Annotated in this window: 19 protein-coding genes, 1 tRNA gene and 1 riboswitch; of the genes, 8 read left to right on the forward strand and 12 right to left on the reverse strand. The window is 45.9% G+C overall.

From position 1 onward, the window contains the following. The first annotated feature begins 53 nt into the window (after positions 1–53). Positions 54–728, forward strand: coding sequence for a hypothetical protein (locus ACQ4M5_RS25005; RefSeq protein WP_430678420.1), 675 nt, complete (start codon positions 54–56; stop codon positions 726–728). Here the strand turns inward: ACQ4M5_RS25005 and ACQ4M5_RS25010 are convergent. Further along, positions 718–1,782 (reverse strand): ABC transporter ATP-binding protein, encoded by a 1,065-nt coding sequence (locus tag ACQ4M5_RS25010; RefSeq protein ID WP_430678421.1) that lies wholly within the window; start codon positions 1,780–1,782, stop codon positions 718–720. The genes ACQ4M5_RS25005 and ACQ4M5_RS25010 overlap by 11 nt on opposite strands. A gap of 85 nt (positions 1,783–1,867) precedes the next feature. Here ACQ4M5_RS25010 and ACQ4M5_RS25015 point away from each other — a divergent pair, with 85 nt between their 5' ends. Continuing rightward, complete coding sequence (locus tag ACQ4M5_RS25015) at positions 1,868–3,508, forward strand: ABC transporter permease (RefSeq protein WP_430678422.1); 1,641 nt, start codon at positions 1,868–1,870, stop codon at positions 3,506–3,508. Here ACQ4M5_RS25015 and ACQ4M5_RS25020 read toward each other — a convergent pair. Further along, positions 3,480–4,601 carry a sensor histidine kinase gene (locus ACQ4M5_RS25020; RefSeq protein ID WP_430678423.1) on the reverse strand — a complete coding sequence of 374 codons (1,122 nt, stop codon included), beginning with the start codon at positions 4,599–4,601 and terminating at the stop codon, positions 3,480–3,482. The genes ACQ4M5_RS25015 and ACQ4M5_RS25020 overlap by 29 nt on opposite strands. 922 nt (positions 4,602–5,523) lie before the next feature. On the opposite strand from ACQ4M5_RS25020, the gene ACQ4M5_RS25025 reads away from it, so the two are divergent. Next, the gene (locus ACQ4M5_RS25025; protein ID WP_430678424.1) at positions 5,524–7,434 is read left to right on the forward strand and encodes a polysaccharide biosynthesis protein; all 1,911 of its coding nucleotides are present in this window, start codon (positions 5,524–5,526) and stop codon (positions 7,432–7,434) included. A 194-nt stretch (positions 7,435–7,628) separates the two neighbouring features. On the opposite strand, the gene ACQ4M5_RS25030 is transcribed toward ACQ4M5_RS25025, so the two are convergent. Then, on the reverse strand, positions 7,629–9,239 hold the full coding sequence (locus tag ACQ4M5_RS25030) for a 2-isopropylmalate synthase (RefSeq protein ID WP_430678426.1): 1,611 nt from the start codon (positions 9,237–9,239) through the stop codon (positions 7,629–7,631). A 143-nt stretch (positions 9,240–9,382) separates the two neighbouring features. Next, entirely contained in the window at positions 9,383–9,889 is a 507-nt protein-coding gene (locus ACQ4M5_RS25035) for an NYN domain-containing protein (protein ID WP_430678427.1), read from the reverse strand. Between the two features lie 717 nt (positions 9,890–10,606). On the opposite strand from ACQ4M5_RS25035, the gene ACQ4M5_RS25040 reads away from it, so the two are divergent. Together ACQ4M5_RS25040 and ACQ4M5_RS25045 are read left to right on the forward strand one after the other, a co-directional pair. Next, positions 10,607–13,057 carry a protein kinase domain-containing protein gene (locus tag ACQ4M5_RS25040; protein ID WP_430678428.1) on the forward strand — a complete coding sequence of 817 codons (2,451 nt, stop codon included), beginning with the start codon at positions 10,607–10,609 and terminating at the stop codon, positions 13,055–13,057. 39 nt (positions 13,058–13,096) lie between these two features. Next, a riboswitch (cobalamin riboswitch) is annotated at positions 13,097–13,237 on the forward strand. 21 nt (positions 13,238–13,258) lie between these two features. Beyond that, positions 13,259–13,903 (forward strand): HupE/UreJ family protein, encoded by a 645-nt coding sequence (locus ACQ4M5_RS25045; protein WP_430678429.1) that lies wholly within the window; start codon positions 13,259–13,261, stop codon positions 13,901–13,903. A 178-nt stretch (positions 13,904–14,081) separates the two neighbouring features. Here the strand turns inward: ACQ4M5_RS25045 and ACQ4M5_RS25050 are convergent, their stop codons facing one another. The 5 genes from ACQ4M5_RS25050 to ACQ4M5_RS25070 all read right to left on the reverse strand — a co-directional run bounded on the left by ACQ4M5_RS25050 (position 14,082) and on the right by ACQ4M5_RS25070 (position 18,349). Then, the gene (locus tag ACQ4M5_RS25050) at positions 14,082–14,738 is read right to left on the reverse strand and encodes a DUF1295 domain-containing protein (RefSeq protein ID WP_430678430.1); all 657 of its coding nucleotides are present in this window, start codon (positions 14,736–14,738) and stop codon (positions 14,082–14,084) included. 132 nt (positions 14,739–14,870) lie between these two features. Then, positions 14,871–14,955: transfer RNA gene (locus ACQ4M5_RS25055), tRNA-Ser, on the reverse strand. Positions 14,956–14,979: 24 nt separating this feature from the next. After that, positions 14,980–17,208 (reverse strand): ComEC/Rec2 family competence protein, encoded by a 2,229-nt coding sequence (locus ACQ4M5_RS25060; RefSeq protein ID WP_430678431.1) that lies wholly within the window; start codon positions 17,206–17,208, stop codon positions 14,980–14,982. A 110-nt stretch (positions 17,209–17,318) separates the two neighbouring features. Continuing rightward, on the reverse strand, positions 17,319–17,795 hold the full coding sequence (locus ACQ4M5_RS25065; RefSeq protein ID WP_430678432.1) for a DUF4079 domain-containing protein: 477 nt from the start codon (positions 17,793–17,795) through the stop codon (positions 17,319–17,321). A gap of 161 nt (positions 17,796–17,956) precedes the next feature. Then, positions 17,957–18,349, reverse strand: a complete 393-nt coding sequence (locus ACQ4M5_RS25070) for a hypothetical protein (RefSeq protein WP_430678433.1) — start codon at positions 18,347–18,349, stop codon at positions 17,957–17,959. Between the two features lie 522 nt (positions 18,350–18,871). On the opposite strand from ACQ4M5_RS25070, the gene ACQ4M5_RS25075 reads away from it, so the two are divergent. The 3 genes from ACQ4M5_RS25075 (at position 18,872) to ACQ4M5_RS25085 (ending at position 20,943) form a co-directional block, all read left to right on the forward strand. Next, positions 18,872–19,933, forward strand: coding sequence for a DUF262 domain-containing protein (locus tag ACQ4M5_RS25075; RefSeq protein ID WP_430678434.1), 1,062 nt, complete (start codon positions 18,872–18,874; stop codon positions 19,931–19,933). Between the two features lie 68 nt (positions 19,934–20,001). Beyond that, positions 20,002–20,568, forward strand: coding sequence for a hypothetical protein (locus tag ACQ4M5_RS25080; RefSeq protein ID WP_430678435.1), 567 nt, complete (start codon positions 20,002–20,004; stop codon positions 20,566–20,568). 195 nt (positions 20,569–20,763) lie between these two features. Then, the gene (locus ACQ4M5_RS25085) at positions 20,764–20,943 is read left to right on the forward strand and encodes a type II toxin-antitoxin system HicB family antitoxin (protein WP_430678437.1); all 180 of its coding nucleotides are present in this window, start codon (positions 20,764–20,766) and stop codon (positions 20,941–20,943) included. A 119-nt stretch (positions 20,944–21,062) separates the two neighbouring features. Here the strand turns inward: ACQ4M5_RS25085 and ACQ4M5_RS25090 are convergent, their stop codons facing one another. The 3 genes from ACQ4M5_RS25090 to glyQ all read right to left on the reverse strand — a co-directional run bounded on the left by ACQ4M5_RS25090 (position 21,063) and on the right by glyQ (position 22,678). Further along, the gene (locus ACQ4M5_RS25090) at positions 21,063–21,332 is read right to left on the reverse strand and encodes a DUF4926 domain-containing protein (protein WP_430678438.1); all 270 of its coding nucleotides are present in this window, start codon (positions 21,330–21,332) and stop codon (positions 21,063–21,065) included. 64 nt (positions 21,333–21,396) lie between these two features. After that, a complete protein-coding gene (locus tag ACQ4M5_RS25095; RefSeq protein WP_430678439.1) occupies positions 21,397–21,666 on the reverse strand; it encodes a DUF6883 domain-containing protein in 270 nt (89 codons plus the stop codon). A 124-nt stretch (positions 21,667–21,790) separates the two neighbouring features. Continuing rightward, positions 21,791–22,678 carry a glycine--tRNA ligase subunit alpha gene (gene glyQ / locus ACQ4M5_RS25100; RefSeq protein WP_430678440.1) on the reverse strand — a complete coding sequence of 296 codons (888 nt, stop codon included), beginning with the start codon at positions 22,676–22,678 and terminating at the stop codon, positions 21,791–21,793. Between the last annotated feature and the right edge of the window lie 307 nt (positions 22,679–22,985).

The raw sequence follows: 22,985 nt of genomic DNA on the forward strand, positions 1-22,985 counted from the left end.
GAAAATCAGTCGATCGTGGTGAATCCTAACTGTAGTGATTTCAGGATAAGGCGATGAATCCGAACAAAGGTAGGGTGCTGATTTCGTTGGCGTTGATGGTGTCTGGAATGGTTGGGGTGGCAGTCGCACTGAGTCAATCGCCACGCGGAATTGCATTGCTTCAAACTCCGCTTCAAACTCCACCTGCTAAGACTCAACCCACTGTAAAATCGACTCCGAAACCTGTGGCTCAAGAAAGTCGATCGCAAGAACTCTCCGAGCAATTAGAACAATCAAACGCTGCAAAATTCCTCAAACAGCTTACCGATGGAGCAGATGCGAAAGTTCAAGACTCGAAAAGCGCGATCGAAGGTTTCATCCAACAAAAAGCGAATGAACAACAAAACTATCTCAAGCAACTTGTGATTGATGCACTGCGTGAAGCGGTGACTGGAGAAGCCACACAACAATCGAAAGCTATCTCACAAGAATTCAAAGGGGTTAAGCTCACACCAGAGCAAACAACCAGGATTCAGCAGGCAAGACAAGAAATGCAGACTCAGATTGTTCAACAGCTACAGAACAATCCGCAATTGATTCAACAACTTCAAGCCGATTTGCAGGCAGGACGATTGAACCAAACCTTGTCGCAACCGTTGAACAATTATCAGGATACGATCGCAAAAATTCTCACCCCGCAACAAGAGCAGAAATGGCAAAAGAACTTCGACAAAGCGATTAATCGCTAAAGAACACTCGCACAGTTGCTAAGTTCACTCTCACTTTCACTCGTGTTCCAATGTTTAGGACGGGCTTCATTGTGTTCAAGACTTGTAATCGATCGCCCGAACTGGTCTGAATGGTATATCGATGTTCCCGTCCGAGAAAGGCTCGATCGACCACCACGATCAAGCCTTTTTCATCGGGTTCTAATCGAAGATCTTGCTGTCGAATCATTAAATCTGCACGATCGGAGATTGGATCGTCCTGGTTCAAAACTAAAGTTCCGATCGCGGTTTTCCATCCTTTGCCGTCGTAGGTTGCAGGTAGAAAATTTCCTTGAGTGACAAACTCAGCCACAAATCTCGTCGCAGGCTCGTTATAGAGCGTTTCAGGGGTTGCTAATTGTTCCAGCTTGCCTTGGTTCATGACTGCAACACGATCGGAAATAGACAAAGCTTCCTCTTGATCGTGTGTGACGAAAATTGCCGTAGCTCCGGTAGATTTCAGAATTGATCGAATTTCTTGGCGAAGATGCGATCGCACCTGCACATCTAAGTTGCTCAACGGTTCATCCAGCAAAATTAACGCAGGTTGAGGCGCTAAAGCTCGCGCGAGGGCGACTCGTTGCTGCTGTCCCCCAGAAAGTTCGTGTGGATAGCGTTTCTCGAATCCCGCTAATCCGACTTGAGCGATCGCTTCTGAAACCATTTTTTTCGCTTGTTGAGCCGGATAACTTGCTTGTTTCCGCCGCGACTTTTTCAAGCCAAATCCGACATTCTGCGCCACCGTCAAATGCGGAAACAGCGCATAATCTTGAAACACCATACCGATGTCGCGTTGTTCCGGAGGAAGCCACCGATCCGGACTCGCCACTTCCTGACCTGCAAGCTCGATTCGTCCCGATTGTGGTCGCTCAAATCCGGCAATCAGTCGCAATAATGTTGTTTTTCCGCAACCGGAAGCCCCTAATAGGCTCAGAAGCTCACCCTGACGAAGTTTTAGCGATACTGAATCCACGACGGGAACTTCAGAAAACCGCTTTGAAATGGTGTCGAGTTGCAGGAGAATAGAGTCGAGCATCTTAGAATCGGTTTAATTTATTGAGACTTATCATCAACAATTTTGGAACTCCAGTAAAGTAGTTTGAAAGATTTATTGAGCGGATATGCAACTTACCCAAGGAAAAATAGGGCTAAAGGGTTGGACGATCGTAGTCATTGCGATCGCAGGGTTGATCGCGCTGCCCATCATTGCAGTGTTGAGCGGATTGTTGGCGGATGCTCGATCGATCTGGCAACATTTAGCCGAAACAGTGCTATCAGATTACGTTACTAATTCGTTGCTCTTAATGTTCTGGGTTGGGTTGGGTGTCACTGCAATTGGAACTGGAACCGCTTGGCTCGTGACAATGTGCCGTTTTCCAGGCAGTCGAATTTTGACTTGGGCATTGTTGTTGCCGTTAGCTGCACCCGCTTATATCTTGGCGTATGTCTATACGGATATGCTGGATTTCTTTGGGATTGTGCAGACGAGTTTGCGATCGTGGTTTGGTTGGAAAACGATTCAGGACTATTGGTTTCCAAATGTACGATCGCTTTGGGGTGCAGCATTGATGCTCGTTCTGGTGCTGTATCCGTATGTGTATTTATTAGCGCGATCGGCATTCTTGTCTCAATCGGTTTGTACTTTAGAAGCGAGTCGGAGTCTGGGTTGTAGTCCTTGGCAGAGTTTTAGGAAAGTTGCATTACCGTTGGCGCGTCCCGCGATCGTAGCTGGATTGTCTCTTGCATTGATGGAAACATTGAATGATTATGCAACGGTGCAGTTTTTTGAAGTGAATACCTTTACGACGGGTATCTATCGCACCTGGTTCGGACTGGGTGAAAGACTGGCAGCGACTCAGTTAGCAGCATTTTTGCTGATCTTTATCTTTGCTTTGATCTTGCTGGAGCAATTCTCACGCGGACGCGGAAAATACTATCAGTCGAGTAGTTCACAATCGATTCAGAAGTATTCGCTTCGGGGATTTGGAGCGATCGCGGCTTTCTTATTCTGCATGGTTCCATTGTTATTGGGCTTCTTTGTACCTGGAGCGTTCTTATTGAACCTGACTTTGGAAAATTGGGAGGAAGTGTTTGATCAACGCTTTTGGACGTTTGCCAGCAATAGTTTAATCGTGTCGGGACTTGCAGCCGTTGTCGCAGTAGTGATTGGAATTATTCTGGCGTATGGTCTGAGATTAAATCGATCGATAACAATGCGAGTGGCAACGTACATTGCATCAATGGGTTACGCCGTTCCGGGATCAGTGATTGCAGTTGGAATTCTAGTTCCGTTTGGATTGTTTGATAATGCGATCGATCAATGGATGCGATCGACTTTCAACATTTCAACCGGATTGCTATTGAGTGGAACAATCTTTGCGTTAATTTTCGCCTACTTAGTTCGGTTCCTAGCTTTGTCGTTTAACAGCATTGAATCCAGCCTAACGAACATTAAGCCGAGTCTGGATGATGCTTCTCGTAGCTTAGGATTTGGAGCCACAAACACATTGTTCCGGATTCACATTCCACTGCTTTGGAAAGGTGTGTTAGCGGCTGCAATTCTAGTGTTTGTTGATGTGATGAAAGAACTATCAGCGACCCTGATTATTCGACCGTTTAACTTTGATACGTTGGCAGTCCACGTCTACAATCTGGCTTCAGACGAACGGTTAGCAGAAGCCTCCGGATCAGCATTAGCGATCGTGCTAGTTGGACTCATTCCGGTGATTCTGCTCAGTTGGCAAATGGAGAAACCGGAATAACCACCGTAAAACAAGTTCCAACCTGGACAGCACTTTTGACTGAGATCTGTCCGTTCAATCGATCGACAGATTGTTTCACGATCGCGAGTCCCAATCCCGTTCCTGCGATCCCAGTCGCATTTGAGGCACGATAGAACGATTGGAACAATCGAGCCTGTTCTGCGGCTGGAATTCCAATGCCCGAATCTTGAACTTCTAGCTTCAACTGGTGAGCCTCGATCGACAATCGGCAGCTAATTTTTCCGCCATTTGGAGAGTACTTAATGCTATTGGAAAGCAAATTCGCGAGAATACGCTGAAGTAGTCCAGCATCCGTCACGATCGACGATTGCGAACCTTCAGTCGAGAACAGAATCTCATGTCGATCGGTGTTCATCTGTGCTTCCTCGATTAGTTCGGTACACACTTGAACCGGATCGATTGCAGTTAGAACTAATTCTGCTTGTTCACTCCGACTCAGCATCAAAATGTCATCTAAGATGTCCGTCATCTGCTGAATCTTCGATCTCAATCGGCGAGAATGTTTTTGTTTGCGCTCGATCGACAGTTGATCGCTATTGAGCAAATCGATCGAAGTAGACATCACAGCAAGCGACGACTTCAATTCATGAGCCGCATCCGCTAGAAAGCGCGTCTCTGGTTCTGGGTCAGATTTCGGTGGATCAATCTTGCGGCTAATCGTGGCAAAACCTAACGGCTGATTTGTCAACGGATCACGGAGCAAGAACCATTGACTCTCAAACTCGATCGTTGTGCCGTGATGCGTCATCGCCAACTGTCCGTACCAATGCCCGCATTTCCATAGGTGCGGCAAAATCGTCTCGTTCCAAATCTGCGGCTCACTCAGCATCTCCGTGAACGGCAAGAGATTTACCACACCCAACATCGATCGACCGCTGGGATTTAAACAAAGCCAGTCACCCTCGATCGACACTGCGCCAATCAAGTCGGGACTCTGTTGCGCGATCGCGCTAAACCAACTCGACTCGATCCAACTTAGATCCGATCGCGAATCGATCTGAGCCGTTGAACGAGCCGCGCCCTCCAAATCCGTGAAACTGCAAACTCTTGCCGCCTGATGAGTAGACTTCATTTCAGCCTTCCTCGCTATCACATCACAGGAAACCGAACCAGACTAAAATGTTCAGTATTTACTATTAAATAGTTTCCCCGGTTGACTTTGCTTATCCGTACAATTTCGGTTTTCTTTACGAATTCTTTATCTTGCAGCACATTAAAATTCAACGATCGTCGAGGTCAATCCTCATTATCCTGAGACTTGGTGTGAAATGCTTACTATCAACTCCGTACTTCTCAGCGAATTTCAGATTTTGAAGCATGATCACAGTGAGAACACGGAGCAACGACGCTCCGAAAGAGTGCGGAATTTCAGGATAAGAATTGCTGCAACTCCACGCAGTAGCGAAAATCAGTTCAATTACTCCGTCTAAACCCAGGTAGACGCTAGAAAGCACCTCAGTAGAATTGCGACAAAGACCGCGATTAAATTTGCGTGTTTCGACGATTCGCGATCGTAGAGTTCATCGCCTAGCTTGGATAGCATCCTACTTATGTCACTTAATTCTACGGAGTAATGTCGTCATTTCTTGAGGTGGCTCAAAATCAATCCTGTGTTAATTTGTGATGCCAGAGTTAGGAAAAATTTATCTTGCGTTCACAAAACAGTCCACGACTTACTCATTTCTTTAAGAGCCGCCTCTTCAGAAGATAGTATTTTCACTAAGTGAACAGGTAACATTTCTTGTTTCGGATCTACCTTCAAACTCTAGTATCCGTAACTTAACTACCGCTTTACATCTAGGGATCTCTACCACTCAGTTCAACAGAACCAACCAGGGCTGTCCTGGAATCGAGGCATCATCTACCTTGCTTTATCTCCCTCGATTCCCACGATTCGGCGCAACTGATTTAGGAACGAGATTCGCATGTGTCTAAGCCTTTCTATCTCTTCTACTCTCTTTCGGCTCTGTCAAACCAGGCTGCCTCTTCGGGTGATGAAAGCCATCTTGTCCCTCCCGAAGCGAATACGTCGATACCTTTTATTCGCGATCGATAGCGCAATTTTTCTGGGCGCAACTTGTATCGCGCTGAATCTGCGATTTGAAGAGTTACCGCTAACGGAGCAACTGACGAAATATCAGGAAGCTCTGCTATTGGTGATCCCGATTAAGTTCTGCATTTTTTATCTTTTAGGAATGTATCGCCCGCTACTAAGGCATACCGGAACGGAGGTGCTGTGGTTGGCACTGAAGTCCGTCGTCTTTAGTGAGGCAATGTTAGTCGGATTTAGCTGGCTCTTGGATGTGCCCGTTCTGCCGCGATCGGTTCAAATTATTTCTGCATTAATTACCTGGATTGGAGTCGTCGGAATTCGGTTTTCTGTACGCCAATTCTTGATGTTTGTTGATACTGCGCCCAAGGCACAGAAGCGACTCGATCGAGTCCCACTGCCCGATGAGTTGAAGCCTCAGCGCATTATTATCTATGGGGCTGGAGCGGCAGGATTTCAGCTTTCTCAAGCGTTATTGCGCGAATCAGCGTATGAAGTGGTTGCGTTTGTCGATGACGATCCAGAAATTCATGGAAGATTGCTCGATCGAGTTCCGATTTTTAGTTCACTGATGTTGCGATCTCTGATTGATCAGCATGACGTAACGATGATTTTGTTAGCCGTGCCGTCTGCGAAACCGCATGAAAAACGTCGCATTCTTCGCAGTTTGAAGGGCTTGCCTGTAAAGGTAAAAACGGTTCCTTCGATTAGCGAAATTGTCACGGAACGAGTGTCGATCGGTCAAATTCGCAATGTGGATATTTCTGACCTGTTGGGGCGCGAGGAAGTGCTGCCTGATCCAAGCTTGCTGCGGATTAATGTCACGGATAAAGCGGTTCTCGTGACTGGAGCAGGTGGATCGATCGGTTCGGAACTGTGTCGCCAGATCGCTCAACAAAACCCAAAATTATTGGTGCTGTATGAATTGAATGAGTTTGCACTGTATTCGATCGATGCAGAACTCGCAGAAACGTACCCGCAGATTTCTCGAAAGGCGCATTTAGGATCGGTTACAGATGGCGATCGATTAGCAGAAATTTTCCAGAAATACGAAATCGAGACTGTGTATCACGCCGCTGCCTACAAGCACGTTCCCTTAGTTGAAAGCAATGCGGCTCAGGGGATTATCAACAATGCGTATGGCACGATGGTGACGGCGCAAACTGCCGATCGCTGTGGAGTCGATACGTTTGTGTTGATTTCAACCGATAAAGCAGTCCGTCCGACGAATGTAATGGGAGCGACGAAGCGCATTGCGGAATTAGTCTTGCAGGCATTAGCAGCAAAACCGGAGACTCACACCCGCTTTGTAATGGTGCGATTTGGCAATGTGTTGAATAGCAATGGATCGGTTGTGCCAAGGTTCAAGCAGCAGATCGCAGCAGGGAAGCCGATTACGCTGACCCATCCAGAAATGACGCGCTATTTTATGTCAATTCCAGAGGCTTCGCGGTTGGTGATTCAAGCGGGAGCGATGGGACAGGGAGGCGATGTCTTTCTGTTGGATATGGGTGAACCTGTGCGGATTTATGACTTAGCGGTGCAGATGATCGAATTGAGTGGGTTAGTGCCAGGAGAAGACATTGAGATTGAAATTACTGGATTGCGACCGGGTGAGAAGTTGTATGAGGAATTGTTGATTGGTGGGGATGCGATGCCGACGAACCATCCGAAGATTTTTGGAGCGCGGGAAGCAATGATTTCGTGGGAAGACTTAGAGCCGATGTTGGATCAGCTTTTTGTAACGGCATATCAGAAGAATCCAGCGAAATTACGATCGGTGCTTCAAACTTTAGTGCCAGAGTACACGCCTGCGAAGAAACAGACTTCTTCGGTGAGTCGATCGACTCACTAAATAAAAGCTTGGTGAAGTGTTCGTATGATGAATCTTCTGGGTATCGCCCCCTAAATCCCCCATTCTGGGGGACTTTGAAGGATAAATGATTTCTGGAGTTCTAGAGATTTTTCCTAGCTTAAAGTCCCCCAAATTTGGGGGATTTAGGGGGCATTAGCCGCTCAAAACGAAGCTAGATCTGCTCTAATTTTCCACTAATTCGCGGTTTGAGAAGCGACAGCCTGTTTACTTTCCATGTTCTGCAACGAGGCATAGAGGCGATTCAACGCATTCACATAGGCTTGCGCGGATGCCACGATAATGTCCGTATTGGCAGAATGTCCAGAGAAAATACGATCGCCATATTTCAATCGAATCGTCACTTCTCCGATCGCGTCAATTCCTGCTGTCACCGATTGCACTGAGAATTCGATCAGTTGATTTGGCACATTCACGACTCGATTAATCGCTTTGTAGACCGCATCGACTGGACCTGTTCCTGTTGCCGCATCGGTTAACTCTTCGCCATCGGGATTGATTAAGCGAACGGTTGCAGTCGGACAAGCCGTATTTCCACAAGAGACTTGAACGAGTTCTAAGCGGAACAGTTCAGGGACTTGCTGAACTTCATCGTTGACGATCGACTCTAAATCGCGATCGGTGACTTCTTTTTTCTTGTCCGCCAGTTCCTTGAATCGAACAAAGGCTTTGTTGATTTCTTGATCGGTCAATTCAAAGCCGAGTTCATTCAACCGCGATCGAAACGCATTGCGACCGGAGTGTTTGCCCAGAACTAACAAAGTGTCCGTGAGTCCGATCGTTTTGGCATCCATGATTTCGTAGGTTTGCCGATTCTTCAGCATTCCATCCTGGTGAATTCCGGACTCGTGCGCGAATGCGTTCGCACCCACGATCGCTTTATTCGGCTGCACCAACATTCCAGTGAGATTAGAAACCATGCGCGAGGTTTTGTAAATCTCTTGAGTGTTGATATTCGTGAGCGGCGTTTCAGATTCGACTGGACGATCGAGATAAGGATTGAAATACGATCGACGAACGTGCAGTGCCATGACTAATTCTTCGAGCGAGGCATTTCCAGCCCGTTCTCCGATGCCGTTGATCGTGCATTCAAGCTGACGCGCTCCATTTTTCACCGCTTCGAGGAAACAAGCGACGGCTAATCCTAAATCGTTGTGACCGTGAACGGAAATGATCGCCTGATCGACGTTCGGAACATTTTCTTTGATGCCGCGAATCATTGCACCAAATTCGCTCGGAGTCATGTAGCCAACCGTGTCTGGAATATTGATCGTTTTGGCTCCAGCCGCGATCGCAGCTTCCAACACTTGATACAGATATTCAGGATCAGAACGAGCCGCATCCATCGGAGAGAATTCAACATCATCCACGAAAGATTTGGCATACGCGACCATTTCTTGAGCGATCGACAAAACTTCCGCTCTAGTTTTCTTCAACTGATATTCCAAGTGAATATCCGAAGTGGAAATAAACGTGTGAATTCTCGGTTTTGCAGCGGGTTTGAGTGCTTCCGCAGCAGCTTTAATATCAGCGGGAATCGCTCGTGCCAAACTGCAAATGGTCGGACCCTCTGGAGTTCCAACCGCTTGAGCAATTTTCTGAACCGCTTCAAAATCTCCAGGGCTGGCGAAGGCAAAACCTGCCTCGATGATATCTACACCAAGCCGAGCAAGCTGACGCGCGATCGTAAGTTTTTCATCCACGTGAAGGGTCGCGCCGGGGCACTGTTCGCCATCGCGCAAAGTGGTATCGAAAATCAGAATGCGATCGGAATGAGATGCGTTCATAGCTCGACTTGTATAGTTGTAGTGTACTGTCGTTACGAATCGGTTCGCGCCTAATTTAAGACGCAAAACTGTAGTGATTGTAACGCTAATTGTAGTACGCTGCACTCTAACGCTTTTTGTCGAGTCAGAACATCCTGACCGAATTAGTACTCCGCCTTCTCGATATGCGATCGAATATCGTTTAGATCAATATATCGATCGGTCACATTTCGCAATTCTCGTGCGATCATGCCTTCGGTTGAAACGACTGTGATATGCGTGTTTTTTGAGCGCAATTGCTCGATCGCACGTTCAAAATCGCCATCACCGCTGAACAGAATCACTCGATCGTATTGCTCGACTGTGTTAAACATATCGACCACAATTTCGATATCGAGATTGGCTTTTTGCGAATAGCGACCAGAAGTATCGTCGTAATACTCTTTCAAAATCTTGGTTCTCACCGTGTAGCCGAGACTGATCAAGGCATCTCGAAACCCGCGCTGATCTTGGGGATCTTTTAGTCCGGTGTACCAGTAGGCGTTGATTAGTTCGACACTTTTTTCAGTGGTGAAATACTCTAAAACGCGCTTGGGATCAAAGAACCATCCATTTTTCTGCTGTGCATAGAACATATTGTTTCCGTCTACAAAAATAGAGAGACGGTTCATCGAGTAATGCATAGAAGCTAAAGACCTAAGATTTGTAGAAGCAAAAATGTGAATAATTAATTTTAGCAACGGAAAACAGAGAGCGGACTAAAAAATCGTGCAACCTTGATTAGTTTTACGATAAAATGCTCCGTTGCTTCAGAGGATACTTCAAAGGTAATCGTTCATCGCATGAGCCGCCCCTCGAATAAAATTCGGGGCTATCGGAACAAAGTCTGTTGAAACAGACTGAAGAGTTTCAACTAGCTTTCAGTCCCCTTTGGTGGACTTTTTCCCGATAGACCGTGATTTCTAATCACGGGTGGAATGCAGCCGAAGCGAAGGAGCTTTAGACCATCCTCCCAGAGTCACAACCGCTTCTACGCTGCTGCGATCGCGAATTGCCCTCCTACAAATCCACTCTGCTTGAGCACCAGAAAAAACCACAATGCTGGACTAGAACGATTTCGACTATTGAGTTTTGGACTGCTAGGGGCAGGGAGAGCACAACGGAATTTTAGAAGGTTTTCTAACATTTGGAATTTGATTTATACCACAGTAAGATATAGCGCTTTACATTAGTTAATTAAAGCAATTAAAACAGTTCCTCCGCTATTAGACTGATTTTTCGATCGAATTTATGCGATTCTATGACTGGGTTGGAACGAGCAGGTTGCAAAATCGTCCTGAATTGATCAAGACGTGCGTGATTAATCAAACGTGCCCGGTTTCGCAGTCATGACTAAAAAAGTATCGCCTTCTGCTTTGATTCAAGCGATTACGCTAACGTTACGATCGCGGTTATTTCACGCCACGACGGTGAAACAGCCTGGAAATTTGGCGACAGAAACCATGCCGATCGATGCGGATCTCGATCGAGCGATTGCGGTCACGGAACCTGCTGCGAATAAGAACGATCGACGATTTTTACGAGTCGGTCACGCAATCATGATCGGGTGTGCGATCGCGGCGGGTGGAATCACTTCTCTACAGCCGAAATTCGCGCAATCCTGGGAACGGGACACACAAAGCGCCATGTTCAAGATGCGAGGCGCGATCGCACCTCCGGACAATATTGTGATTTTGGCGATCGATGATGATACGTTGCTGCAACTGTCGGGATCGAGTCGGTTGCTCAGACGAAGCGCGTATGCACGAGCGATTGATCGAGTAATGCAAGCGGGAGCGAAAACGGTTGGAGTCAATCTGATTCTCGATTTGCCGAGCTTTACTCAGACTGAACCTTCGACCGATTGCAGTGATCCGAAGCTGAAAGTTGCAGACGACGATCGACAATTACAGCAAGTTTTAGAACGATACGATGGACGAATTACGCTTTCTGTGGATACCGATCGGATTGATAATCGTCAGGGCGAACAGATGCGATTAGCTTTGCCGTTCTGTCCGTTTCGTACTCCGAAAGCTTCTTATGGATTTGTCAAGTTTCCGATCGAGCCAAACGAAAGAATTCATCGTTTAGGCAGTGTGTCGATCGAGAATGTGCGCCAATCTTCGGAGATGGCAGGATTGTTCGACCAAGAGAAAATTCTGTCGTTTGCGGAAGCAACTTTGCGATCGGCAGATCTGCAACCTGCGACCCCGAAAGGTGAAACGCTCTTTTTCTATGGTGAAGATGGAACATTTAGCCGTACAACGATTCCGTTTTGGAATGTTCTGTCTGAAGAGAATTGGAACAGTGATTATCTGCGGCGCGGTCAAGTTTTCAAAGACAAGGTTGTGCTAATCGGAGTCACGGCTTCTAATATAAGCGGTGAGCAACTGACTCCGGTTGGAATGATGCCAGCGGTTGAATTGCAAGCAAACGCGATCGCGACTTTGCTCAACAATCGATCGATTCGGAATGCGTTTCCAAACCCGATCGTGGCTGGATTATCTGTCGCCGCTTTAGTGCTGATTGCAGGATTACTTCAGATTCAAGCAAAACAACCGACTTCACGACTTGGATGGGCAGGTACGATCGCGCTTTTTTGGGCTGGAATTGGGTATGCGGCGTTTACACAGGGATTGATGATTTTACCGATCGCAGTCCCGATCGGAGCTATCTTGCTTACAGGAGTTTCTTATCTCGGAACCGGACTCGCGCACGACTATCGTAATAAGCGTCAATTCCGCAAAACGCTGAAACAGTTTGCCAGAGCGCCAATGGTTCAAGAACTGATTCGCGACCAAGAAGACTATCAAGATTTGCTCGAAGAACACGACCAAGAAATCATCGGCAAAAAACTCCAAGGACGCTACAAAATCACGAAAATTCTCGGTTCGGGTGGCTTCGGGCAAACTTACATCGCAGAAGATACTCAACGCCCTGGCGACCCCGATTGTGTCGTAAAACACCTCAGACCCACTAGCAACAATCCGAAGCACCTTCAACTAGCACGACGATTGTTTAGATCTGAAGCTCAGAGCTTACAAAAACTCGGAGAACACGATCAAATTCCTCGCTTGTTAGCGTATTTCGAGGAAGACGGAGAGTTCTATCTGATTCAGGAATTTGTTGTAGGAACAATGCTCAGTGCTGAATTAACGATCGGGCGACATCTCCCCGAAGTTCGGATCGTGGCACTGCTCCAAGACTTGCTGCAAATTCTAGAGTTTGTGCATCGTCGGAATGTGATTCACCGCGACATCAAGCCGAGCAATATCATTGTGCGATCGACGGATCAAAAGTTAGTCCTGATCGATTTCGGAGCCGTTAAGGAACTCCAGCATCAACTCACCGAAACCGATATTGTTACAGCAACGATCGGCATCGGAACTCAAGGCTATATGCCACCCGAACAATGTGCTGGAAATCCTCGATTAAACAGCGATCTCTACGCAGTTGGAATGATTGGAATTCAAGCCCTGACCGGATTGCCACCCAGCCAACTGAGAGAAGATCCAGAAACCGGGGAGATTGTTTGGCGCGATCGAGCAATTGTGAGCGGTTCTCTCGCAGCAGTCTTAACAAAATTAGTCAGTCGGAATTTCAGAGAACGTTATCATTCCGCAGAAGCCGCACTACAAGATTTGAATCAGTTAACTAACTTATCGACTTTGACTTTGCCACCAGAATTTTTTGTGGCAGCCTCGATCGAGCTTGAAGACGACATCACCACGACCCGCCCTTGGCCCCAAACCTTCGGCGAAGAAGAACTTCCCCCTACAGAACCTCCACCCGAAGATTAAGTTTCAAGTGACCGCCGACGAGTGACGATCCGAGTCGTGATATGCTGGCGTTCCGTCGGTTCTGTAGAAAAAACTGTCAGAGGTAACGGGGAAAGTTTGGTGCAAGTCCAACGCTGTCCCGCAACTGTAAAGAGAGTTGCTCTCTCAAGCCAGAACGCCCGCCGATGGTGCATTCCTTTCTACATCTGCGAGGCACAGAGTATGAATTTGCTCAAATCTTCTAAGTCCATTCTGATCACGATCGCATTGATGTCGATCGCGTCTCCTGCATTCGCTCACCACGCGATGGGCGGAAAACTTCCGTCTAACTTCTTCGAGGGCTTTCTCGCTGGAATTGCTCACCCAATCATTGGGTTAGATCACTTTGCATTTATGATTGCGATTGGCTTACTTGCTGCAACAAAAAAACGAGGTGTTTTGATCCCGATCGCATTTGTTCTATCTGCGATGTTCGGAACTGGATTGCATTTAGCAAACATCAATGTTCCCGGAGTTGAACTGTTTGTTTCTGGCTCAATTCTGCTGTTTGGATTGTTGCTCGTGAAAGACCGATTGAATACTGCGATCGTGGTTGGACTGTCTGCTGTTGCAGGATTGTTCCACGGCTATGCTTACGGAGAAGCAATCTTTGGGGCTGAAATGACTCCGTTGTTTGCTTATCTGGCAGGCTTTACAGTAATTCAGCTAGTTGTATCGCTGATAGCCTTTTGGATTGGGGATGCGATCGTCGATCGTCACTCGAATGCAAATCAATTTCGTTCTGCGGGTTTGGTCTTTTGCGGAATTGGGCTTGCATTCTTTGTGTCGCAAATCGTTAGCCTTCTCTTCCCGATGCAGGCTGCCTAGATGACTTATACGAATCAATACCGTTGTACAGTCATCCATTGATAGGAATAGGTAGGATTAGATAGTACGACTGCATAATCCTACCTTGCGAGGCTTAATGAAACAGTGAGCAAAGAAGCCTGCTGTGAATGTAATTCCAACCTTTCAGAATGGTTTAGAGGGCGATCGCATTATGCCTCTACCACACAAACGGAATAAAGCGAGCACTGCGGCTCTGATAGTCGGCATAGCCTGAGTACTTTTCGGGCATCGTTCGCTCCTTCTCAGCAATCATTTGCAGATACAGCATGAGAATCGTCCCTGGCACCAGATATGCCCATACGGAGCCTGCTAGAACGCTGAAACTAAGATAGCGCAACCAATCGCCGAAATAGTTGATGTGCCGAGAAAATCGCCATAACCCATCACTAACCAGTTCCGCCCCCTGCTGCTTGGCGGTCAGTTTTTGAATATCCGCACTCGTATTAATCAAACTGCCAAAGATGTAGAGGAGTAGCGCGATCGCTGCTGTGCTGAATGGAAGCGGCGTTGGATTCGCGAACGCAAGATAACCCGGTAGAGTATAGAACGCGCCTACAAAGAGTAGCGTCAAGACAAATCCTGGAAGTTCGATCGCTTGGTTAAAGATTTGCCGTCGAGCGGGATAGAACCATTGTTCTAGAAGCCACCAGAGACAATAACTGCCATGCAGACAGAAATACAGCAGTTGGCGAAAGTCATCCACGCCATACACTACGGCGCAAAAGACAAGGAGTAGGACGGTGAGACCTTTACTCAAGTTAATTGCGAGGAGTGATGTGAGATTTAGCCGATCGACGTTTAAATTCTCTTCCATAATGCTGTAAGAACTTGATAGAAGCTCGACATCAAGTGTGACACGAATCAGGACATCGAGCTAGGAGTTGTGTAGATTGTATCTACGGTGGTTAAGTAGGAATCCTTAGATTCTTACAGGGTAAGGAAAGAACGGAGAGGGGGGGATTCGAACCCCCGTTGAGTTGCCCCAAAACGCATTTCGAGTGCGCCGCATTCAACCGCTCTGCCACCTCTCCAGGTGCATACGTTCAATCAATATACTACAGGAATGCTCCTTCTGACTCATCCTCTTGCAAAGTTGTTCTAAATCCTTGATTTTTCGACCACTGCAATCCTCCATTCGCTTCTGTTTCGTAGGTTTGAACTTGACGAAGTTGCAATTGTTTCAAGGTTTCGGGGTGAATGGTTCTAGAGGATGCGATCGCAGTCTTCGGCTGCAATTGTGCTAAAAACTTCGGGTGTAATCGCCGTCCCGACCACCATAAAACCTCATTCCCACTCAAACCACTACCTAACGCTTGCCGTTGACTCACATTCGGGACATCTTTCAGCCATAACCACCGCTGCCGACCAATTCCAAGCTTCAAAGTTGTTGGTTCAATGCTGAGCGATTGGATCTCGATCGTGCCTGTTTTAATGGTTTGCTTTGCTGTAATGGGCAAGTGCTTTCCTTTTCGTGCGGTGAGTTGCTGAATCGCTTCAAGTGGAACGGCGGACTGTTTCTTGCTAGAGAAATCGTACAGCGATCGGATCGGCATTTCTTCTAATAACGTTGCCCATCCATCGGAAGGAGAAACCGCAACTGCCCAATCAATGTGATTCACTCCTTCTTTCTGCAAAAATGGCAGAACCGTAAAGCGCACTGCATCCACATTTCCAGCATTAATTAATCCCACTTTTCCATGATCTTGAATGACCATGATCGGAGTTTGTTCGACAGATAAGGCAGTAACTTGTAAGAGGTTTGATCGGACATACCAAGCTGGAATAAATACTAAATTGATTCCAATTAATAGAAACACCCACCATTGATGTTGATAGCGCGACAACATCCAAGGAATGCAAATCAATCCGTATAGAACGAGCATTAATACGATCGAAATTGTGCCAACTGCGATCGAGTTTCCCGGCAGTTCACAGAAAAATCTCACACCATTGATCAATGCGATTGTTGGATAGTACAAAAGCGGTGTTGTAAAGTTCGCGATCGCGGGAGAAATCAGATTGAATCCAGCGTTAATAATTCCACCAATGCTAATTATTGAAATGAATATTGTTGCCGCGATATTTGCCGGAATGCAATAAGGCGAAACCATTCCAAATGCAAAAAGTTGGAGGGGTAATGTCCAGAGTAGAGCGGCGATTGGAACTGCGATCGCGGGAACGATAACGGTCGGCAACCAATCGAGGCGCTTTGTAATAGCTGGAACTGTGACTAACAATCCCAACGTTGCCAAAAAACTAAATTGAAACCCTAAATCCCAAATCCACAATGGATTTACGACAAGCAAAGTAATCGCTGCAATTAACAATGAATTTAATGGTTTAACTCGTCTTTCAAACAAGATTCCAAACAGAACTGCAAACCCCATCACGACGGCTCGAAACACCGAAGGTTGCACTCCGGTTAGTCCCATAAACACAATTAATCCTGCTGCTCCAATTCCGAACCGCACTGCTCCAGGTAATCGCCGCGTTAATGTTAGTAATACGCTCAAGATCAGCGAAACCTGAAATCCTGATGCTGCCAGCGCATGAGAAAGTCCAATCTTGCTAAAAGAATTCTTCAGATCAAACGGAAGATCAACCACTCGCCCGCCGATTACCATTGCACTAATCAGCGCTCCCTCTGCTTCTCCGAATTGTTTGGCTTGCGATCGCACAATGTCCCTTTGAATCATCCACCATCCCCACTTCGGCTTCTGATTCGTATCGAGTAGTTTGATCGCTGTTCCTTTTAATCCTGCAAAACTCCCTTCTCGCGCCAAGTATTTCTGAAAATCAAACCCGCCCGGATTCATCTTCGGCTTCGGTTTGTAGAGATTGCCTTGAACTGCGATCGCTTGCCCTGGATATAAGTCTTTTCCGTTTACTTTGGAGAGCGTGACATAAAGCTTTCCGTCCGCTTTCTGCTCTCCAACGGCGTTTACATTGAACCAAATCTGAGAATTTCCGCTACGAGTCAACTTTGGAAGTGTTTCGACTGTTCCCGTTACGGTTACTTCTTGTCTTTCTTTCGGAACGAATTTGCTAATGTCGATCGTGCTTGGTTGCGGTGTTCTAAGTTGCAGATAAAATCCTGCCGCAAGTCCGATCACACCTGCAATGATCCAAATTTTCGCGATCGTTCGTTTCGGCTTCATTCTTGGAAGGATGAGAGCGCAGATCAAACCGCAGAAGAATACGATCGCGCCTCCAAACGGAACTGCTGTCATGAGCAATCCCAGAATATAAGCCAAACACCAAACGACTACCGCGATCGAACCCATTTCTACTCTCAGCCATTCAAAAACTGATTTAGAGTGCCCAGGGATTCTCTCAACTCAATAAAAAAGGAGCCAGCCGAAGCCAACTCCCGAATGAGCATTTGCAAAAGTCGTTAGATTGACAGTCCGAGCTTAATGCCAAATACAGCATGAAGCACCAGAATTCCAGCGATCGCAGTTCCCAAATAAGCATGAAACAGTCTGAACCCTGGCTTATTTCCCCCGAATCCCGAAAACGAAACCGCTCCATTCAAATAGAGCAATCCGAGTACGACCATTCCAGTAAGAAAATGCGGACTCTCAAGAATCGGCTTCTTCTGCATCACCAGCGATAAAACTCCGCCCGTTGCCCCCATTGTCATAAACAGCACAACTAAAGGCATCAGCTTCCGATGATCCGCCCGATTCTTAATCGCGACTTCCTTATCCTCGCTTAATCTTCCTTTCCAACCTGCCCAAGCTGCATAACCGCCCAGGACAAACACGACGATTCCCATCATCACGGGATGTCCCCAATGTACGATCGGTTCTGGCACATTCAAAGAGCGGAAAAATTGCGCGATCGGCTCCAGTGTTTCAGCTAAATTCATTGCGTGTGTTCTCCCTCTTGCGTCACCGTCAAGAAATATTAAGAGCATTTTACGGGACGAAGAGTTCGATCGCTCAACATTCAAATCGTTTCCTGACAAAAGAAAGCGATCGCTGAATCCATCACATCAGCGATCGCATTTATCTACCACTTTTTAACGAACTACGCGCTTTGTTCTTCTTGAATCGGTTGCCCCGCCTTCGATTTAATCCGCGCCGTACTGCTTTTCCGAATGCGATCGCTCTTCCGCATTCCGCCCGCCTTTTCGTATTCGCGGCTATCTTTGCCATACTTGAACGCCACCCCAATCAACATTCTGTCAATCAGATCCGCCAAGTCTTTTTCAATTTCATCAATGTCCTTTTTCAAGGAATCGACTTCTGCCAATGCACGGTTGTAGCTCTCCAGTCGATCGCGCAACCGATTCATCTGTACACTCATGTGCACCAAACTCCGGGAGTCTCCGAAATCCATCATCGGATCGACTGCTTTAAGTCCAGAGATCCGAATTTCCGCTTTTTCCAGAACTCTGGATGTTCTCTTTTGCCGGGGCATAAGTGCACCTTTTAATAAACGACTGCTGTTAGCTTGGCTTATTGTTCTTCTGTTTCAGTTCAGCAAAGAGCGCAAAAATTAGTGTTTTCTTAGTGAAGATTTCTAGGCAAGTTGAGTAATCATGCTTATGCAATGGTTTTGATCTCAGCAGAATCACGATCGTTTGTACAAAAATCATGCGCGAAGTTGAAAAAAACGCGACGTAAGTAACGACAAGCGCGTTTTTTCTCAGTAAATTTTCGATTTTTGTTCAAAAAACGCGACGTAAGTAACGACAATCACGATTTTTGTCTAAAAAACGTGACGTAAGTAACGACAAGCGCGACGTAAGTAACGACAAGTGCGACATTGGTAGCGACAAGCAGAGTTTTTATGAAATCGATACTTCTCCTATCTAGTTGTAATACTCAACTATTAAGTCATGCGCTTTGTATTATAAGATTATCGAGATTAACTCAAAGATAAGGATTAAGTGCGTACTCAAGCTGAAAAGACTGAGTACGTATCAGAAAAGGAATAGTCATGAAAATCATACGAAATACAATTCCCATTTCAGATTTATTTAATTTAATGGCAGAGAACGAATTAATTATTAATAGAACTTATCAAAGAAGCCAGGGTTTGTGGCCACAGAATGCACGCTCTTATTTCATAGATACTTTACTAAATGATTTCCCGTTTCCCAAAATAGTTATAAGGCAGGTTGTGGATCTAAAAACTAAAAGGACCAAAAGAGAAATAATCGATGGACAGCAACGATTAACTACTATCAAAGATTTTATAGAAGACAAATTCAAGCTATCAAATGTCAGTAGACATTATCGAGGACAGCAGTTTAGTGTCTTACCAGACGATGTGAAAACTAGGTTTCTTTCTTACGAAGTGTCAACTGACACGGTGGTATCTGCTACGGACGAAGAAGTTCTGGAAATATTTAGAAGAATAAATTCGTATACCTTGCCTCTCAAAGAGCCAGAAAAGAGACACGCATCGTATCAAGGCGAGTTTAAGTGGTTCATTAAAGATCTACTTGAACTATACTCACCTATGCTTGAGAAATATAAAGTTCTCACCCTAAGAGATATATCTAGAATGGTAGATGCAGAGCTACTAACTGAGTTATGCCAAGTAGCTTTGGATGGCATAAAAAATAGGCGTACTGCCTTCCTTGAGAAGATTTACAAGGACAATGATGCGTCTTTTCCCAAGAGAGAGGAAGTTTATAATAAAGTCGTTGAAACATTGGATTTTATCAAGGTTGAATTAAATCCAGTGTTAGAGAGCGAAGTGCTAAAAGGATACTCGCTTTATTCCCTCTTCTCTGCTTTGGTGTACAACAGATACGGCTTGCCCAACATCTCATCTAAAGACGTAGGCGGATTAGAAGTAATAGGAGAGTACACACCTGATACTAATCAAGCTATCCAAAACATTCTAGAGCTATTCAACTTAGCTGAGCAGAACAATGAGAGAGGAAAGTATGCAGCTTTTGTTAGAGCATCTGGAGCAGCAACAACAAGTGAGACCAGCAGAAGAATTAGACTAGAGTGGCTTGTCAGAGCGTTGCAGAACAGGTTGGATTGATGTACCTGCTTAGAAAGAGAAAACTTAGATTTCTTCAAATTTCAAACTCATGCGTTGGTCATTACGATATGACTGAGACGAATCAATTGAAGAAGTTTATCGTAGCTACTGGACTACTGAACCATGTTTGGCAAAGTTGGAATCAGTTTTGGAGAGCCTACTGGTTAGCTCATGTAGTTGGTGGGCAAGATTGTCACAATAAAAAGATTGTACCTTTGCAGCCCAATCTGGATGAATCGCAAGCGCTTTGGTATCTATTAACGCTAGCTGGCAAGAAACCAAGAGGTTCAACAGGAAACATTCGCTCTTCGCATCAAGAGATAACATGGGGAAGCTTCAAACTTATCCAAGATTTGGCGGTTGAAATATCTTCTCCGCACAATACTGTGAGCAACGCATTGAGTGCAGCTTCTATGTTTGGAACAGCAGTAGAACATCTTCAGACTGTTAGAAATGCTCAAATCCATATTTCAATGAGCAATATGAATAACCTAACTTCCGTAACTTCTTCCTACGTTATAGTTTCAAAACCCAAACATCCTCACGAAATTCTTGAGGCAAGGGAGTTTAGTACAGGAAGGATTGCGATTAGAGCTTGGGTCGAGGATATGAGCGACTTTCTAATGTCCTTGTAGCTCGTAGAAGGTCTCACCCTAATTGATTTTCTACTCTTGTCCCAATTTAAGGTTTTGTCTGCGTTCTCCTTACAAATGTGACTTCAAGGATTAGAGATCACACTTTAGTGTAAATGTGCGATCGCTCAACTTATTGAACTTCCCAAGTAGAACTACCTTTCAGATAAAATCAAGGCGTTAGATATCGCAAATAATATGAAAACTTTTACCGCTATCGTAGAGCGAGACACTGCCACAAACCTCTATGTAGGTTACATTCCTGGTTTCTCTGGGGCGCATTCTCAAGGTGAAACTTTAGACGAATTACATGAGAACTTGCGGGAAGTGATCGAAATGCTGCTTGAAGATGAGCAAGGTCGCCTTTTGTTCAAATGATTAAAGCGATCGCACTTCTCACTTCATACAAATGTGCGATCGCTCATTTCGCTAAGAATCCAGAACCAATTTCGCTGTAGAAAATTGGAAAACATCAGAAGGATTCGCCTTCGCAATAATTAAGAAGGATTGCTTGATGATCCCGAAACCGCTTCACTTAATACTCGAATATGTAATACTTCATTGCTCGTGAGAGATTCTATTTGAGACTCAGACACGACTAGAACTGCGATCGTTTCCCCGATCGCATTAAACACCTCCAGACTATAGCCATCTTCTCCACCGACTACCGGATGATGTTCTACGATCGTCGCCACATCTCCTTGATGCAAATGATATGTTGGAAAATCCTCTCGCAGCGCAACTCTTGTAAACAACTCAAATGCCATTACTAACCTCCTTATCCGGGTACAACGTGATGAAATTAGTTTGCTGCGTTTCAAATTCAATCATTCAAATTGTCACAACAGCTAAATTCATCCCATTCACCCCGCTCAAAACTCCTCGAATCTCATAAACATCCCCGAATCGATTTTGCTCCCCACTCGGTACAGCTTCAAGCGGTAAAATTTGATTCCTTAAGTCCGCCTCTAACTGCTGCCAATTTTCTAGACTGTAACCTGCCTTCGCCAAGAACTTTGACTTGTCATCGATCTCCCGTCGAACCAACAAATACTTTGTTAACTTGGCAGGCGCAATCACCGCATCACGAGAAAGTTGCATTGTTTAAGCTGAATCGGCACAGTTTCAAGCCACTAAATTTTACCGCTTGCGCTTTCACAAAAACGATTTCGTAGCGCGATCGCACTTCTCACTTCATGTAAATATGCGATCGCTCCCTTCTCTTTTAACCCGCTTCAACCTTTTCCCCTTTCAACAACGGAAACCCTAATTCCTCCCGCTGTTTCAAATAAAGCTGAGCCACCTGCCGCGCCAAATTCCGCACCCGCCCAATATACCGCGCTCTTTCCGTCACCGAAATCACCCCCCGCGCATCCAGCAAATTAAACGTATGCGAACACTTCAGCACCTGATCATAAGCAGGCAACACCAACCCGCGCCCCATTAGCTGTTCCGCCTCCTGCTCATACAACTTAAACAGCGTAAACAAAGTCTCCGGATTCGATGCCTCGAAGTTATAAGTTGATCCCTCAATTTCACCTTGCAGATGCACATCTCCATAAGTGATCTCGTCATTCCATTGAATGTCAAAAATCGAGTTCACCCCTTGCAGGTACATCGTCAATCTCTCTAATCCGTAAGTAATCTCGATCGACACCGGACGACAATCAATCCCCCCACACTGCTGAAAATAAGTAAACTGCGTCACCTCCATCCCATCCAACCAAACCTCCCAACCGACCCCCCAAGCGCCGACCGCCGCATCCTCCCAGTTATCCTCCACAAACCGAATATCATGATCCTCCGGCGCAATCCCCAACGCCTTCAACGAATCCAAATAAATCTCCTGAATATTGTCAGGCGATGGCTTAATCAGAACTTGATACTGATAATAATGCTGTCCCCGATTCGGATTCTCCCCATACCGCCCATCCCCCGGACGGCGGCACGGCTCCACATAAGCAACCGACCAAGGCTCAGGACCGATCGCCCTCAAAAACGTATGCGGACTCTTGGTCCCCGCCCCCTTCTCCGTATCGTAAGGCTGCACCACCAAGCAACCCCGCTCCGCCCAAAACCCATTCAGCGTCGAAATCACACTCTGAAAATTCACGATTCCCTATCCTCGTCAACCAAATTCACTTGCCCATTGTCGCGCAAATCCGCTCGTAGCGGTCGATTGAGGTGAAACTCAAAAAACTTGAAAAGAGGTGTTGACTTTTCCAAGATCCCCACGTTATATTGATTAAGCGGTGAGGGAAGCCAAGCGAAAGCGACGGTTCCGAGCCAAACACTGAACCTATACAACAGAATAGTTTAGAAGCCAGAGAAAGGAAAGCCTTCGTCAAAAAAATGTTTCTCTTAGTTGAGGAACCGGAAGGAAAACCGGATAAATTACTACGAGCTACGAACTTATCTAT

Origin of the sequence: Leptolyngbya sp. AN10, assembly GCF_050565645.1 — a bacterium.
Classification (GTDB): Bacteria; Cyanobacteriota; Cyanobacteriia; order Leptolyngbyales; family Leptolyngbyaceae; genus Leptolyngbya.